The organism is Psychrobacter sp. CAM01, from assembly GCF_032842965.1.
In the GTDB taxonomy this organism is placed as follows: Bacteria; Pseudomonadota; Gammaproteobacteria; order Pseudomonadales; family Moraxellaceae; genus Psychrobacter; species Psychrobacter celer.
In genome coordinates, this window is the sequence record NZ_JAWJBL010000008.1 from 744,905 (window position 1) to 760,343 (window position 15,439).

At 46.8% G+C, this 15,439-nt stretch carries 15 protein-coding genes; 6 read left to right on the forward strand and 9 right to left on the reverse strand.

Annotation, left to right across the window (positions count from 1 at the left end):
* Positions 1-132 precede the first annotated feature (132 nt).
* The 3 genes from R0I52_RS06855 (at position 133) to arfB (ending at position 2,415) form a co-directional block, all read left to right on the forward strand.
* A complete protein-coding gene (locus R0I52_RS06855; protein ID WP_317053700.1) occupies positions 133-1,380 on the forward strand; it encodes an FAD-dependent oxidoreductase in 1,248 nt (415 codons plus the stop codon).
* Between the two features lie 64 nt (positions 1,381-1,444).
* Positions 1,445-1,783 carry a RidA family protein gene (locus R0I52_RS06860; RefSeq protein ID WP_075101582.1) on the forward strand — a complete coding sequence of 113 codons (339 nt, stop codon included), beginning with the start codon at positions 1,445-1,447 and terminating at the stop codon, positions 1,781-1,783.
* Between the two features lie 218 nt (positions 1,784-2,001).
* Positions 2,002-2,415 carry an alternative ribosome rescue aminoacyl-tRNA hydrolase ArfB gene (arfB, locus tag R0I52_RS06865; protein WP_317053701.1) on the forward strand — a complete coding sequence of 138 codons (414 nt, stop codon included), beginning with the start codon at positions 2,002-2,004 and terminating at the stop codon, positions 2,413-2,415.
* Positions 2,416-2,477: 62 nt separating this feature from the next.
* On the opposite strand, the gene R0I52_RS06870 is transcribed toward arfB, so the two are convergent.
* The 3 genes from R0I52_RS06870 to R0I52_RS06880 form a co-directional block, all read right to left on the reverse strand.
* The gene (locus R0I52_RS06870) at positions 2,478-3,308 is read right to left on the reverse strand and encodes an enoyl-CoA hydratase (protein ID WP_317053702.1); all 831 of its coding nucleotides are present in this window, start codon (positions 3,306-3,308) and stop codon (positions 2,478-2,480) included.
* Positions 3,309-3,726: 418 nt separating this feature from the next.
* On the reverse strand, positions 3,727-4,869 hold the full coding sequence (locus R0I52_RS06875; RefSeq protein WP_317053703.1) for a glycerate kinase: 1,143 nt from the start codon (positions 4,867-4,869) through the stop codon (positions 3,727-3,729).
* A gap of 65 nt (positions 4,870-4,934) precedes the next feature.
* Entirely contained in the window at positions 4,935-6,284 is a 1,350-nt protein-coding gene (locus R0I52_RS06880) for a GntP family permease (RefSeq protein ID WP_317053704.1), read from the reverse strand.
* 286 nt (positions 6,285-6,570) lie between these two features.
* Here R0I52_RS06880 and cobT point away from each other — a divergent pair, with 286 nt between their 5' ends.
* From cobT to R0I52_RS06895, 3 genes are all read left to right on the forward strand, one after another.
* On the forward strand, positions 6,571-7,647 hold the full coding sequence (cobT, locus tag R0I52_RS06885) for a nicotinate-nucleotide--dimethylbenzimidazole phosphoribosyltransferase (protein ID WP_317053705.1): 1,077 nt from the start codon (positions 6,571-6,573) through the stop codon (positions 7,645-7,647).
* Complete coding sequence (gene cobS / locus R0I52_RS06890) at positions 7,647-8,558, forward strand: adenosylcobinamide-GDP ribazoletransferase (RefSeq protein WP_317053706.1); 912 nt, start codon at positions 7,647-7,649, stop codon at positions 8,556-8,558. Before cobT ends, cobS begins: the two co-directional genes overlap by 1 nt.
* 173 nt (positions 8,559-8,731) lie before the next feature.
* A complete protein-coding gene (locus tag R0I52_RS06895) occupies positions 8,732-9,292 on the forward strand; it encodes a histidine phosphatase family protein (RefSeq protein ID WP_317053707.1) in 561 nt (186 codons plus the stop codon).
* Positions 9,293-9,431: 139 nt separating this feature from the next.
* Here the strand turns inward: R0I52_RS06895 and R0I52_RS06900 are convergent, their stop codons facing one another.
* From R0I52_RS06900 to ppsA, 6 genes are all read right to left on the reverse strand, one after another.
* The gene (locus R0I52_RS06900; protein WP_317053708.1) at positions 9,432-9,701 is read right to left on the reverse strand and encodes a hypothetical protein; all 270 of its coding nucleotides are present in this window, start codon (positions 9,699-9,701) and stop codon (positions 9,432-9,434) included.
* A 245-nt stretch (positions 9,702-9,946) separates the two neighbouring features.
* A complete protein-coding gene (gene rplI / locus R0I52_RS06905; protein ID WP_075102155.1) occupies positions 9,947-10,456 on the reverse strand; it encodes a 50S ribosomal protein L9 in 510 nt (169 codons plus the stop codon).
* Between the two features lie 25 nt (positions 10,457-10,481).
* Positions 10,482-10,709, reverse strand: coding sequence for a 30S ribosomal protein S18 (rpsR, locus tag R0I52_RS06910; RefSeq protein ID WP_058368567.1), 228 nt, complete (start codon positions 10,707-10,709; stop codon positions 10,482-10,484).
* 16 nt (positions 10,710-10,725) lie between these two features.
* A complete protein-coding gene (gene rpsF / locus R0I52_RS06915) occupies positions 10,726-11,124 on the reverse strand; it encodes a 30S ribosomal protein S6 (protein ID WP_075102154.1) in 399 nt (132 codons plus the stop codon).
* 300 nt (positions 11,125-11,424) lie between these two features.
* Positions 11,425-12,405, reverse strand: a complete 981-nt coding sequence (locus R0I52_RS06920) for an RDD family protein (protein WP_317053709.1) — start codon at positions 12,403-12,405, stop codon at positions 11,425-11,427.
* Between the two features lie 154 nt (positions 12,406-12,559).
* Positions 12,560-14,944, reverse strand: coding sequence for a phosphoenolpyruvate synthase (ppsA, locus tag R0I52_RS06925; RefSeq protein WP_105246241.1), 2,385 nt, complete (start codon positions 14,942-14,944; stop codon positions 12,560-12,562).
* Between the last annotated feature and the right edge of the window lie 495 nt (positions 14,945-15,439).

Below are 15,439 nucleotides of genomic sequence, written 5' to 3' on the forward strand. Positions count from 1 at the left end.
GTTAAAAACGTATAACCAAAAGTATTTTTCGGTAAAAAAATCCGTTAAATATGGGTTTATTAATTATCAGGTTCGCGTTATTATCACCTCCTGATATGCAAGACTCTACTACCTGTTAGGAAAGGATATTCTATGCGCTATGAGGTTATTGTTATTGGTGCTGGCATGGTTGGCACCTCAATTGCGTGGCATCTACAAAAAAATAATTCGCAAGTACTGTTACTAGATAAAAAACTCCCAGGGTCAGAGACCTCTTATGGAAATGCTGGCTTGATCCAGCGAGAAGCAATCCACACTCATCCTTTCCCGCGTCAGCTGACAGAGATGATTCGCGTACTACCCAACCAAGGTACCGATATCCGTTATCGGATACCGGCTCTTTTGCGTTATCATCAAGCCTTGCTGCAATACTGGAAGTTCTCGGCGCCCGCCACGGTTAAAAAGATCGAAGCTGAGTGGCAAACGCTGATTGCGCATTGTACCAGCGAGCATCAAACCATGATTTCGGCATCTGGTGCCGATGAGCTGATCACGCGTGATGGATGGTTGCAGCTGCATCGCTCTGAAGACACTTTTAAAGAGGCGATCGAATCAGCCATTGCGGCTCGTGAGCAAGGCGTCGAGCACAACGTACTGAGTCTTGCAGAGTTAAAAGCGATGGAGCCAAGTGCCAATTTTGATGGGTTTGTGGGCGCGATTCATTGGCTCAACTCGTGGCAAGTTTCAAACCCAAGCGCCTTGGTCAAAGCTTATGCCAAAAACTTCGAAGAGATGCAAGGGACGATCAAAGAAAGTGACGTAAAAGAAATCGTCAAAGAAGGTGAAGGCTGGAAAATCATCACGGATAAAGAGACCTACTATAGTGATAAGCTGGTCATCGCTGCCGGCCCTTGGTCAAATGACTTGATCAAACCATTGGGTTATAACCTGCCGTTGTTCCCGATGCGCGGCTACCATCAGCACTTTAAAGTGACGGACAAAAACACCATCCATCACAGTATGTTTGATATGGACAAAGGCTTTGTCATGGGGCCAATGCAGCAAGGTATTCGCATCACTACCGGTGCTGAGATGACCACTATGAACGCGCCAAAAAACTTCGGCCAATTACAGACTGTCCTAAAATTCGCGCGCAAAATTCTACCACTAGATGACGCTGTCGAGAGCGAAGCGTGGGCAGGCTCGCGTCCTTGTATGCCAGATATGAAGCCGGTCATTGGTCCTGCACCTAAGCATGACAAGCTCTGGTTTGCCTTTGGCCACAGCCATCAAGGCTTTACCTTAGGGCCGATGACAGGACGCATCGTAGAAGAGATGATTCATGATAAGCCGCTATTGGTCGATATCGCCCCATTTAGCGCTCAGCGTTTTTCTCGCTAGGTGTTAGAGCTACTGACCGGACAAAAGCAACTTAACTTTCGTTAGATATTAAGGATAAAATACGATGAAAAAGCTACACAGCAATCAGCGTATGAGTAAAATCGTGGTACACAACCAGACCGTTTATCTGTGCGGTCAGGTGGGTAACGCAGAAGACGACATCAAAGCTCAAACCCTCACTTGCCTAGAAAAAATCCAAGCATTGCTAGAAGAGGTTGGTAGCGATAAATCAAAGCTACTCTCAGTGACCGTTTGGATTAAAGACATGGCAGACTTTGCCGCGATGAATGAAGTCTGGGATAAGTGGTTTGAAGGCATACAGCCACCAGCGCGTGCTTGCGGCGAGTCTGCACTGGCGCGCCCTGAGCTACTCGTTGAGATGATTGCCACTGCCGCAGAGTAGCTTAGCGTTGCTACGAGCGGAGCGCTGCTATTAGTAAGCAGTCAGAGCCAAACAAAAAGGACATGATAGCGATATCGTGTCCTTTTTCATTGGTATTTTTTATTGGCATTGTCCTTTGGCTTCTTGCTGTTAGCTTTTTTGTCATTACTCTACTGCGGTTTATAAATGCCAAGTTAAGCCCCATATCATAAAAACCATATACAACAAAAAAGGGTCTTATGATTTTTATCAGCCATACCATGCGTCTGAGCGATAGCGAAGTGGATATGCATGCTATTCGTGCGCAAGGGGCAGGCGGACAAAACGTCAATAAAGTCGCCTCGGCCATTCACCTACGCTTTGATATCAATGCCTCAAGCTTAAGCGAAGAGCACAAACGGCGTTTATTAAACAGTAAAGACAGTCGTGTCACCAAAGATGGTATCTTTGTATTAAAAGCGCAGCAATACCGTACGCAGGAGCGCAATAAGATAGATGCGCTTGAGCGTCTCAAAGCCTTTATTTTGCAATCCACAAAAACGCTGGCGACACGCAAACCGACCAAACCCAGCAAAAGTGCTAAGCGTAAACGGGTCGATCAAAAGACGCAGCGCGGCAAAATAAAAGCGTTACGCGGCAAGGTGGATTTTTAATCACATATTTAGTCATGCTTTTCAATCACATTATGGTGGCCAGTCACACTGGCGCTTGAGTCTTATCGTCCCGTCCATACAGCATCGCGCTTTTCGATAAACGCATCAATGCCCTCGCGCACGTCATCTGCCATCATATTGCAACTCATCACTTTGCCTGCATAGTCATAGGCGTCTGCCAAGCCCATCTCCAACTGCTGATAAAACATATCCTTGCCAGTTTTGAGCGCGACAGAGGATTTGGCAGTGATGCTATCGATTAGAGTGTGTAGGCTGGCCGCCAACTGATTCGCTGGCGCGACACGGTTAATAAGCCCTTGCTGCAAGGCGGTACGGGCATCGATAAATTCACCAGTGATGAGCATCTCAAACGCTTGCTTGCGAGAGAGGTTGCGACTGACAGCGACAGCCGGCGTCGAGCAAAACAGCCCGACGTTGATGCCAGAGGTGGCAAACTTGGCTTCATCAGCCGCCACGGCGAGATCACAAGCGGCGACCAGCTGACAGCCTGCGGCAGTGGCGATGCCCTGTACCTTGGCAATCACGACTTGCGGCATCTGATTGATGGTCAGCATCATCTGGCTACATTGTTTAAATAATGCGCTGTGAAATGCTTCATCCGAGTGGGCACGCATCTCTTTTAGATTGTGACCTGCACAAAATGCCTTGCCAGCCGCCGCGATGACGACAACATGAATATGGCTGTCTTGGGCGATATTGTCCAGCTCTGTCTGCATGGCAGTGAGCATATCGCTGGATAGCGCATTGAATTGTTTGGGGCGATTGAGAGTAAGCGTGACGACGCCGTTTGCCTCTTTATGGTTTTCTCTGATAACGAACGGCTCATTGGTCTCAGGCGTAGGGTTACCCGTAGGTGTATGGGTGTTGTGCATTTATCTTCCTTGATAATAGGGCATAAACCCAAATGATAGCATGGCTCATCAGTGATATAACAGCTGGCTTGTGATAAAAATAGCGTACTCAAATCATGAGTACGCTATGTATGAGGTAATAAATCTGCGGCCTAGTATGCACCCTCACTATATATTAGCTCATAGCTGTTGCTATATATCTCAACAATATTGCCAAACGGGTCTTTCATTTAAGTCATACGATAAGGCTTTTGGTTAGGGTAATAATAGCGCAGTTTTTCCATACGCTTTTTGCCACCAGCGGCGATGATGCGCTCGGCCAGCTCTTCTACGTTTGGGTCTTGCACACCAATTATTATCGAAGCAGTAAAAAGCTGGCTAACCTAAGAAAGGCACGTTATTTTGTTTTTACTATTATTTAATGAGCAGGGCAGTGGCTTTATATTTGCTCGAGAGATTGCCCAAGCTTAATAGCCGCTGCAATATTGCTCGCAGTGGTCTCGATACTGTCATAAGCGCTGCCTAACACCTTATCTAGGCTATCTAGTTTTTGGATACTGGGCATGACGATGTCAAAGTGACTGGCTTGAGCCGCGGTCAGTTTGTCTACGCTACCGCAAATGGCTATCACAGGTTTGCCGCCAGCTTTGGCAAGTTGGCTGATACCACCTGCGACTTTGCCCATGGCGCTTTGGGCATCGAGCCTGCCTTCACCAGTAATCACCAAGTCAGCGCTTGCAATGTGCGCTTGTAAGCTGACCGCCTCGGCCACGGTATCAAACCCTGACTTTAGGCGAGCACCGCAAAAGCTCATCAAGGCATAGCCAAGACCACCTGCAGCGCCGGCACCCGCAATGTCTTGACAGCTTTGATAGCCATGCTGTTCCGATACCTCTCCAAAATGACTTAGCGCCTTATCTAGTAGCGCCACTTGCTCAGGGCTAGCGCCTTTTTGTGGCCCAAAGATAGCACTGGCGCCCGATGATCCGCATAATGGATTGGTCACATCGCAGGCCACTTCAAAGGTGGTATCTTGCAGTTTTGGATGTAATTGTGAGATATCTAGCTGTGACAGATGAGCAAGCGCACTACCGCCTTGTACTAAAGGCACTCCATCATGATCATAAAACGTAATACCCAGCGCCATTAGCATACCGAGTCCGGCGTCGTTGGTAGCACTACCGCCTAGACCAATAATGATATGCTTGACGCCTTCATCCAACGCATCGGCGATCAGCTCACCCACCCCGTAAGTGCTGGTGACTAGCGGGTTGCGCTCATCCGTCGTCAATAAATGCAGACCGCAGGCGTGGGCAATCTCAATCACGGCCGTTTCGTTTTCTAATAATAGATACTTGGCAGTGATGGGGCGCATAAGTGGATCGTTGACCGTCACTTCTTTCCAGCGTCCGCCCCGTACATAAGAGAGCACTGCAGAGGTGCCTTCGCCGCCATCAGCCATAGGCAGCAGCATATAGTCGGCATTGGCAAACACCTGACTAAAACCAGACTGAATAGCACGGCACACATCCAGCGCTTCTAAGCTTTCTTTAAATGAGTCGGGGGCGATCAAAATTTTCATGTATTTCTCTTTGCTTATCTTGTATTTTTTGCTTATACAGTCGATTCAATTTTATAAACCAGCAATTAAATAAATATCAAGGTCAACAGCCAGATAAAGAGGATGCTGGTCATACCTTGAATGCCGGTCGCCATTGAGTGCGCTTTGTACGCTTGCGCGACACTCATACGGCTAAACTGACTGACAATCCAAAAGAAGCTGTCGTTGGCGTGCGAGATCGTCATGGCACCGGCGCCAATCGCCATCACACAAAACACACGGCCAAGCTCACTGTCGAGACCAATTTGATCCAATAACGGTGCAACCATCGCTGAGGTAGTGACCAGCGCGACAGTGGTCGAGCCTTGCGCGGTTTTTAGCGCAGCTGAGACGATAAATGGCATAAAAATACCCAGCCCCAATGCAGATAGTGTGGTGCCTAAATAGTCGCCAATGGGTGTGATCTTTAGCATAGCGCCAAATGCACCGCCTGCGCCAGTGATGAGCAAGATAGGTGCTGCCACCACGAGGCCTTGCGAGATGCTATCGCTAATCTCCTGCGTTTTTTGTTCAGTGTTGATCAGTAAAAACGATAAAAACAGCCCAATAAGCAGCGCCGTCAAAGGATTGCCAATAAAGATGAGGATGTCTGCCAGTGTGCCGCTACCGAAAGGTGCGCTTGGGAAGTTGGCAATAGAAGACAAGCAAATCAAGACGATAGGTACGATAATCGGCAAAAACGCCATCATGGCTGACGGCATACTGCCATAATCATCGCGTGTTTTGATATTGTCAGGCATTGTCGCTGCGGGCGCACTTGTATTATCAGGCGTGACATTCAAAAAGCGATTGGACCACCACCAGCCTGCCAATACCGCAACAGCTGTCACTACCACGCCGACCATGATGACCAAACCTAGATTGGACTCTAAGCCCAAGTTACCCGCTGCAGCGATGGGCCCTGGGGTTGGCGGTACAAAGGTATGAGTGGCGTATAGACCAGTTGCTAAAGCAATACTCATCGCCACGCTAGATACTTTTAAGCGCTCGGCTAAAGACTCCTTTAATGAGTTTAAAATAATATAGCCTGAGTCACAAAATACAGGGATTGAAACGACAGAACCGACGATAGACATGGTCAAAGTTGGGAAGCGTGGCCCCAAAACCTTGATGACAGACTCCGCCATCACAATGGCAGCGCCGGTTTTTTCTAGGATAAGCCCGATGATAGTGCCAAAAACAATGACCAGGCCAATATAGCCTAAGATACCACCGAAGCCATCAGAGATAGTCTTGGCGACGGTGTTGAGCGGTACTTGATAAAATAGCGCGACCAAAAAGGCAGATAGGATCAGCACTAAAAAAGGATGCCATTTTAGCTTTGCGGTGGCAAAAATAATAAAAAGAATGGTCAGCACAAGCCAAAATACAATCATTACTGTCTCTACATAATAGGGTGGATATCATCACGGCTTGTGTCACTGGTTATGCTCGTGCTTGTGTCAGTGCTGATATGCTTATCAGCAAGTATCTGCCATCAAGCAAAACCATCATAGAACAACAGCAGTCATGATATGAGTTTTTAAAGGCGCATATTCTATAGCAAATACAGACAGCGAGGAAATTTATTTAACACAGCAGGCGGTATCAACTGCCTTTGGTTATGCCAAAAACCCCATACTCTGCTAGTATGTCTCTTTGTTTAATAGCATCGACATTAGGATGACTGCCTTGACTATCTTGCCCACCTTTACTGCCTCAACCATTGCCACGATAGAAAACAACGAGCTACGCCAACAGCTAAAGCAAATCATCGACCTCAAAACCAAACCACGTGGCGCGCTGGGTCGTTTAGAGTCGCTGGCGTTGCAAATCGGTATGATTCAAGGGACGACGAGGCCGCAGATTTATCAGCCGCAAATTCGAGTGTTTGCCGCCGATCACGGTTTGACCAAACATGGCACCTCAGCCTATCCAAGTGCTGTCACCGCGCAAATGGTCTATAACTTCTTGCAAGGCGGCGCGGCGATCAATGTGTTTGCCCGCCAGCATAATATCGAGCTAAAGGTCGTCGATGCGGGAGTGGATGCAGACTTTGCCGATTCTCCTTTTAAAGATCATCCGCAGCTGCTCGATTATAAAGTTCGATACGGTAGCCGAGATGCCATGAGCGAGCCTGCCATGAGCGAAGCGGAGTGCATCGCTGCTCTAAATAATGGTATGAAAGTGGCTAAAGGCCTGGCAGGTAATTTGCTCATCGTCGGTGAGATGGGTATTGGCAATACGTCGGCGGCGAGCCTGTTACTGGCACGCTTGGGTAAGGTGTCGATTGCCGATTGTATCGGCCGCGGTACAGGACTTGACGATGCGGGACTACAGCATAAAACAACAGTCTTGACCCAAGTATTGCAGCGGCATAAAAACGCGCAGACGCCATTAGAAGTGCTGGCAGCATTAGGCGGGCTTGAGATCGCTATGATGGCAGGGGCGCTGATTCAGGCCGCCAGTGAGCGCCGTATCTTATTAATTGATGGTTTTATTGCCAGTAGTGCGTTATTGGCTGCCGAGCATCTAGCGCCAGGTGTCGCGCAGTATGCCATCTTTGCTCATCACTCAGTCGAGCCAGGACATGCGCATTTATTAAAATTACTTAATGCTGAGCCATTACTCAATATGGGTATGCGTCTGGGCGAGGGTAGCGGGGCTGCGCTTGCTTATCCGCTATTGCAGTCCGCTTGCGGCTTTATAAACGAGATGGCAAGCTTTAGTGATGCTGGCATCAGTGATCAGAACAGCTAATGTCAAAGTTACTAAACAAGCCACCAAGCCAGTCAGAAAATCAGTCAGCAAACGCGCCTTCAGATCTATCAGCGTCGCCACAGCAATCTGTTGCGACGCCAAGTATTGGTCAGTGTATCAAACAAGAAGGCATACTGTTACTGGTTGCGGTGCAGTTTTTGACGCGCCTGCCGGTGCCCGCGTTTAAAACCTACGATCCGCAGTGGTTACACCAGAGTAGCCGTCATTTTCCCGCCGTTGGTTTGCTTGTTGGGCTACTTTGTGCTGGCGTGTTTTGGCTGGCCAGTTTTTTGTTTACGCCTTTGGTCGCGGTGGTGATCAGTACGGTCTTTGGGGTTAGGCTAACTGGCGCCTTTCACGAAGACGGTCTTGCCGATAGCTGTGATGGACTGGGCGGTGGTCTGACTCGCGAGCGCACTTTAACGATTATGAAAGACTCACGCTTGGGCACATACGGCGTGCTAGGTCTGGTATCGGCGCTATTGATTAAGATTTCTTTACTGGCGTCTATGCCGTCATCGGTGGCTATCGTCGCGCTAATTATTGCTCATACCGCGTCGCGCTTATTATGTATCAGTTTGCTTGCGCTATTGCCATATGGCGGCGAAGTCGAGCACGCCAAGGCCAAACCGATGGCGCAGCAGTTGACACCGCTACAAGGGTTTTTCAGTAGTGGTTGGCTATTGGTAGCAGGCGCGCTCGTTGTCTTCTTGTTTCCGAGCACTGTGCAGCAGATTGGTCTGAGCCAATGGATAGTAGCGCTGATATTGGCATTGCTGGCGACAGACTATATGCGCCGCTTATTACGTAGGCGTTTAGATGGCTATACGGGCGATGGGCTAGGGGCGACGCAGCAGGTAAGTGAAATCGCCATATATGCGGGGCTGGCTGCTTCTATACCTTTTGTCTAAAGTATATAGTCAGTCCTAAATGAAAAGAGTACAAGTATTATGACGCGCTACTGGTATAAATTTTCCTTGCTTGCTGTGCCTACGCAGACAGATGCTACGAAAAATTCATCCCAGTAGCACTGTGTTTATTTTATGGTGAATTGACTATAAAAAAACAGGAGGCGAATCCATCAATGACGCTTTATATTTGGCGGCACCCAAAACCCATTGCCACTGACGGACGCTGCATCGGCCAGAGTAATGTGGCCGTCGATAAGCGCAAATTAAAACGTCTGGCGCATCGTATCGAGCGTTTTGTGCGACGGCATCAGCTGCCAAAGGTAATCTGGGTAAGCCCATTACAGCGTTCTTTAAAGGTCGGGCAAATATTGGCGCAGCGCGGTTTTGTGTGTCATGTCGTCCCTGAGCTCGCTGAGATTAATTTTGGTCAATGGGATGGCCAAGATTGGGCGCAGATTGCCAAGCAAGAGATCGATGACTGGTGTGCTAACTTTGCTAACTTTGCGCCTGATGGTGGCGAGAGCTTGCAGCAGTTATTTGAACGTGTGGAGAACTGGTTAAATGACATGGCTGCGCAAAATAGTGGTCAAAAACCAGTATTAGCAGTCGGTCATGCAGGCTGGATAACTGCTGCCAAGATGATTGATGCTGGGCAGGATGTACCGAAGATAGCAGCAGACTGGCCAGCTTCAGTGGCATATGGGGAGCGCCAAGACTTGTCTTTTCTTTTTTGAGCGTGTTTTCAATGCCAGCTTCCATGATAACCCAATTAAAAACATGCTCTAATAAAAAGGCTCATAGCAAAAAACTGGCCATGTGTAATGACCAGTGTATTTTATCTTCTGCAGCGATGAGACAGGGCTTTTGCATCGTCTAGGCAATCTTATCAAACCATGCTTTGTTATTATCAGGCGTCATAGAATCGAAGCTGACATAAATGCCTTCTTTATCTAGTGTGGCATACCAGTGATCGTCATTACTGCCAGTTAACAGTTGAAAATACTTATTATTCACAATTCTACCGACGGTATAAACCTCACCTTCTGCATAAAACTTATTACCTTGGATACATAACAATTTATCATTGGTATTGATCACACGATTGTTTAATATTTTATCGTTCAATGTATCGTTATTTGTCATACTATTCATCGCATCCTATCAGTAAATGAGAGGGCGATAGCATAACAATCAGATAGCCAAATATATATAGGGTTTTGTAGCGGTTGTCTTATCGTTAAGTATAAGATGTTTAAGGATTTATTTCGGATGGTTACTAGAGTATATCATCGGGTAGCAACAAATAAGTCAAGCGAGATTAGCAGCGATCAGCAGTAAAAAAAGCCAGCGACATAATGTCACTGGCTTTTTTAGACTGCTACTAAGACTTACTCTTCTGAGTAATCTTCGTTGTCGTCTTCTACATCATCAGCTGCGTCTTCATTGTCACCATCTTCAGACAAGATAGTAACCAAGATGCTAGCAGTCACGTCATGGTGTAGCTGAATATCAACATTGTATTCACCCACTTGACGTAGAGTGCCTTCAGGTAGCTTGATTTCAGCACGGTCTACTTCTAGACCTGAGTTAGTCAAAGCTTCAGCGATATCGCGAGTACCGATAGAGCCAAATAGCTTGCCTTCGTCACCTGATTTAGCACGCATGATGACATTAACGTCAGTTAATGCGTCAGCACGCTCTTGAGCAGTAGCGATTTCTTTTGCTTCTTCAGCTTCAAGCTCAGCACGGCGTGCTTCGAACTTTTCAATGTTAGCTTTGGTCGCAGGTAGCGCTTTGCCCTGAGGGATAAGAAAGTTACGACCGTAACCTGGTTTTACATCGACAGTTTCACCGAGTTTACCAAGGTTGACGATACGCTGTAACAAAATAATTTGCATGAGTCATTCCTAGTTAACGGTTAAATTACTGATGGTTGTCAGTATACGGAAGTAGTGAAAGGTAACGAGCTTGCTTGATAGCAGTGGCTAGTTGACGCTGATACTTAGTAGACGTACCGGTAATACGGCTTGGTACGATTTTACCATTATCACTGATGTACTGTTTTAGCAATTCAACATCTTTATAGTCGATGTGAGTGATGCCTTCAGCAGTGAAACGGCAGAATTTGCGACGGCGATAGAAACGTGCCATGAGTATTCTCCTTTAATTAGTCTTCACTGTTGTCGTTGTCGTCGTTTTCACGATTGTCTGGACGACGAGTAGTTGCTTTGCGTGCGCGTTTTTCATCGGCATTCTTGGCTAACTGCGACTCTTCAGTGACAGCTTCGTCACGGCGCATAACTAGACTACGAATGATCGCGTCGTTATAGCGGAATAATTCTTCAAGTTCAGCTAAAGTATCACCGTCAGTTTCGATGTTGAAAAGAACGTAGTGAGCTTTGTGAATCTTGTTGATTGGATAAGCCAATTGACGGCGGCCCCAATCTTCAAGGCGATGGATAGCACCACCGTTGTCTTGAACCAACTTGATATAGCGTTCAACCATGCCGACCACTTGGTCGCTTTGGTCTGGGTGTACAAGTAACACCAGTTCGTAATGTCGCATTATGACTCCTTACGGATTAGTAGCTATTGACCCTATGTCAATAGCAAGGAGATTTATAAGGTAAACCCAACGCCCAGTTTTATAAAACCCTATTTATAAAAATAGTTCTTATAAAATCTTGGAGATAAGCTTAGTTTATAAAGCGCCGTATTATAACAGTAGTGAGTGGCTAATACAAAGGTTAATCACTCACGCATTGCCGGTAATACTAAAAAAGCCACGATCATGCGCTGCTTTTTCAGTATTTAAAGAGGTGTTTAAGGATATATTTAAAGATTTCGCGTGTTATTTATCGGTTGATTATTTCAGAGTTGGCTTTTTTGTCAGCTGACTGCTGTCGGCTTTGACCACCAACGTCTTAGCCAGTTTGTCATGCCAACCGATGTTTTCAGGGCTTTTGGAGGCCATATAATAATGAACGGCGACAACGACAAATCCTAAAAAGCTGGTAAACGAAAATAGTAAATTATAAATAATAAACAGCAGTAACGTACGCATACCGATGAGCTTGGTAAATGAGGGCAGGCGATGAGTGGTTTGATCGACCACACGAATACCAGTGATTAGCTTGCCCAGTGACTGGCCGCGTAATGCGATAAATACCAGCTGCAACGCAAATAGGCCGAACACCATGATTTGCGACATCATCAATGTGCTACTAGGTAGGCTCTCCATCAATGTCATTGAGTACTGGTACGCGGCGTCCATATCTTGGATGTTTTGAAACTTACTATAGTCGACATCCATTTTGGTCAGTGCCATCACCAGCGGAAATATCGCCAGCAGATATAGCAGCCCATTGATAGCGGTCGCTAAGACCCGTGACATAATTGGCGCTAGTACGACGTCGCCAACGACTTTATCTTGGTTGGTGGCAGCTTTATTCAGCGGGGTTTTGTTTAATGAGACGTTGTGATGCGGGGTGTGGTGACGATTGGTCGTCATGTCGACCTTGGTATTATTCGCCGTATCTTTACGCTCAGGCTTGCCGTACAGTCTATCTAAAGACACAGGCTTGTCGGTTTGATTACCGGAGGCGTTGTCTTCTGGAAAGATAGTGACGTTGTTAATGATAGAGTCATTGACCTCAGCGCCATTAACCGGAGCGGGTGTATAGACCGTTTGGTTGTTGGTTAAGGTGCCGACACGTTGCCATTGCTCCAAGCCTTCATGCCACATCAGGTCATCTAGCACCACTTCGCCAGATGCCAACATGATATTGAGCTGCTCCAAATTGTATGGACCAGCTTGTACGTTATTTCGAGCAAGAAAAATTTGCATAATTGCCTGCATAGTTAGTCAAATATTAAGTCACTGTTTTTAAGCCACTACTTGTCTCACATTATATTAGGGTCTATTTGAAAAAATCAAATAGACCCTAAAAGTAGTACTTGTAATGACTGTGTCAATCACCGTCGTGACTTAATGTAACGGCTTATTTTTTGTCTTCACCAGCTAAGAAGAACCAAGTGTCTAGCACTGAGTCAGGGTTTAGTGACACAGAGCTGATGCCTTGTTCCATGAGCCAGAATGCTAGATCTGGATGGTCAGATGGACCTTGACCACAGATGCCGACGTACTTGTTTTGCTTACGGCAAGCTTCGATAGCCATGGTCAACAGTTTCTTAACCGCAGGGTCGCGCTCATCAAATAAGTGAGAGACGATACCTGAGTCACGGTCAAGACCGAGCGTTAGCTGAGTCAAGTCATTAGAGCCGATTGAGAAACCATCGAAATGCTCAAGGAATTCTTCTGCCAATAGAGCGTTGGTCGGTAGCTCACACATCATGATGACGCGTAGACCATTCTCGCCGCGTTTTAGGCCATTTTTCTCAAGCAGTTCGATGACTTGACGTGCTTCGTCAGTGGTACGAACGAATGGAATCATGATCTCAACGTTGGTCAAGCCCATCTCGTCGCGGACACGTTTTAGTGCTTTACACTCAAGCTCAAAGCAGTCGCGGAAGTTGTCAGACACGTAACGGCTGGCACCGCGGAAGCCTAGCATTGGGTTTTCTTCTGATGGCTCGTATAGCTTACCACCCAATAGGTTGGCATATTCGTTTGATTTAAAGTCAGACATACGAACGATGACAGGCTGGTCCATAAAGGCAACCGCTAGGGTTGAGATACCTTCGACCAATTTATCAACATAAAAATCGACAGGTGAGGCATAGCCTGCGATACGCTCATGAATGGCTTGTGAGATTTCGCGTGGCAAGCTATTCATGTTTAGTAGCGCTTTTGGATGCACACCAATCATACGGTTGATAATAAACTCAAGACGGGCAAGGCCGATACCTTCATTTGGCATTTGGGTAAATGAGAAGGCGCGGTCTGGGTTGCCGACGTTCATCATCACTTTAAATGCTAGCTCTGGCATGGTCTCGACAGAGTTGGTTTGTACTTCAAAGTCGATCTGACCTTCGTAGATAAAGCCTGTGTCGCCTTCGGCACAAGAGGCGGTGACGTCTTGACCGTCGACCAATAGCTCAGTGGCGTTACCACAACCAACAATCGCTGGTACACCTAGCTCACGAGCAATGATAGCCGCGTGACAGGTACGGCCACCGCGGTTGGTGATGATCGCAGAGGCGCGTTTCATGACCGGTTCCCAATCTGGATCCGTCATATCAGAGACTAATATGTCGCCTTCTTCTACTTTGTCCATCTCGTTTAGGTTGGTGACGATGCGTACTTTACCTGAGCCGATACGCTGACCGATTGAACGACCTTCGCACAGTACTTTGGCATCAGTGGTATCGATGACATAACGCTCCATGACATTGCTGTCTTGGCGGCTTTTGACGGTCTCAGGGCGCGCCTGTACGATGAAGATTTCACCGCTGTCACCGTCTTTCGCCCACTCGATATCCATCGCTTGGCCATAATGCTGCTCGATGGTGACCGCTTGCTTGGCAAGTGAGGTTAGCTCTTCTGTGGTGAGTGAGAACTGCATGCGATCTTGTTTTTCAACATCAACGGTCTTCACTGATTTTGACGTGCTGCCTTCATCGCCATAGACCATTTTCTTATGCTTGCTACCGAGGTTACGGCGGATTACCGCAGGCTTACCATTGGCAAGTAATTTTTTAGAAATGTAGAATTCGTCTGGGTTCACCGCGCCCTGTACGACCATTTCACCTAGGCCATAACTTGAGGTGATAAAGACCACTTGATCAAAACCACTTTCGGTATCAAGGGTAAACATCACGCCTGCAGCACCCGTTTCTGAGCGTACCATACGCTGTACAGCAGCCGATAATGCCACGCCTTCGTGCTCAAAACCTTTGTGTACGCGATAAGAGATTGCACGGTCGTTATATAAAGAGGCAAATACTTCTTTAATAGCGATTAGGACGTTATCAATACCGCGAATGTTCAAGAAAGTCTCTTGTTGACCGGCAAATGACGCATCTGGCAAATCTTCAGCAGTCGCAGAAGAGCGTACCGCAACTGCGATGTCTTCGCCGCCGCTCATGGCTTCAAACGACTTGCGTACTTCTTGCTCAAGGTCGCTTGGCAGCGCTTGCTCAATGATCCAAGTACGGATTTTTTTACCAGTGGCAGCAAGTTTGTTGACATCGTTGACGTCTAAGGCTTTTAGCTCGTTGTTGATCTTATCGAGCAAGCCTGTTTCGGTCAAAAAACGATTGAACGCATTGGAAGTCGTCGCAAAACCGCCTGGAACACTAACGCCTAAATCAGATAGGTGGCTGATCATCTCGCCGAGTGAGGCGTTTTTACCACCGACCATGTCGATGTCGTCTTTTCCTAACTGATCTAGATTGATTACAAGTGCTGTAGATTGCGCTGCCATGATAACTCCAGAAAATAAGGTTATTTAGTAAAGATTATAACGGTGAATTATACCGCTATATTTGCAGAATTTCGAGGGGTTGACCTAAAAAACTTGTGAAAAAGATACAAATTGTCGGATTTGCTACATAATTTATGATGACGCTATAAAAGCAGCTCTTATAAAGGTCGATCTGTGTCCAAAAAATCTAAGAAAACAATCCGTTTATTGATATCTTCTGATATCTTCAAGTGCCCACCGTTTCGACTGATTTTACCAAAACTACCAACAATGATAACCACTAAAGCCATCGATGGATGTTTTATAAAGCCTGTCGCTTCAAAAACCACATAACATGGCTGGTTTTTAGGAGGTGTGGCGCGGCTATTTGATCGCCTTTGCAGCGCTCAGCCTTTGTACCGGCATGGATGTTGGTGATAAGTGTACGCCTGTAACATTGATTTCTATTAGACTTCTATTATGCGTATAATATACAGCAGCAAAACTGAGCGCTCA

What these genes read in the sequence shown, in the direction of transcription:
- R0I52_RS06855 (WP_317053700.1), top strand. Translation starts at nt 133, where the DNA reads ATGCGCTATGAGGTTATTGTTATTGGTGCTGGCATGGTTGGCACCTCA.
- R0I52_RS06860 (WP_075101582.1), top strand. Translation starts at nt 1,445, where the DNA reads ATGAAAAAGCTACACAGCAATCAGCGTATGAGTAAAATCGTGGTACAC.
- arfB (WP_317053701.1), top strand. Translation starts at nt 2,002, where the DNA reads ATGATTTTTATCAGCCATACCATGCGTCTGAGCGATAGCGAAGTGGAT.
- R0I52_RS06870 (WP_317053702.1), bottom strand. Translation starts at nt 3,308, where the DNA reads ATGCACAACACCCATACACCTACGGGTAACCCTACGCCTGAGACCAAT.
- R0I52_RS06875 (WP_317053703.1), bottom strand. Translation starts at nt 4,869, where the DNA reads ATGAAAATTTTGATCGCCCCCGACTCATTTAAAGAAAGCTTAGAAGCG.
- R0I52_RS06880 (WP_317053704.1), bottom strand. Translation starts at nt 6,284, where the DNA reads ATGATTGTATTTTGGCTTGTGCTGACCATTCTTTTTATTATTTTTGCC.
- cobT (WP_317053705.1), top strand. Translation starts at nt 6,571, where the DNA reads ATGACTGCCTTGACTATCTTGCCCACCTTTACTGCCTCAACCATTGCC.
- cobS (WP_317053706.1), top strand. Translation starts at nt 7,647, where the DNA reads ATGTCAAAGTTACTAAACAAGCCACCAAGCCAGTCAGAAAATCAGTCA.
- R0I52_RS06895 (WP_317053707.1), top strand. Translation starts at nt 8,732, where the DNA reads ATGACGCTTTATATTTGGCGGCACCCAAAACCCATTGCCACTGACGGA.
- R0I52_RS06900 (WP_317053708.1), bottom strand. Translation starts at nt 9,701, where the DNA reads ATGACAAATAACGATACATTGAACGATAAAATATTAAACAATCGTGTG.
- rplI (WP_075102155.1), bottom strand. Translation starts at nt 10,456, where the DNA reads ATGCAAATTATTTTGTTACAGCGTATCGTCAACCTTGGTAAACTCGGT.
- rpsR (WP_058368567.1), bottom strand. Translation starts at nt 10,709, where the DNA reads ATGGCACGTTTCTATCGCCGTCGCAAATTCTGCCGTTTCACTGCTGAA.
- rpsF (WP_075102154.1), bottom strand. Translation starts at nt 11,124, where the DNA reads ATGCGACATTACGAACTGGTGTTACTTGTACACCCAGACCAAAGCGAC.
- R0I52_RS06920 (WP_317053709.1), bottom strand. Translation starts at nt 12,405, where the DNA reads ATGCAAATTTTTCTTGCTCGAAATAACGTACAAGCTGGTCCATACAAT.
- ppsA (WP_105246241.1), bottom strand. Translation starts at nt 14,944, where the DNA reads ATGGCAGCGCAATCTACAGCACTTGTAATCAATCTAGATCAGTTAGGA.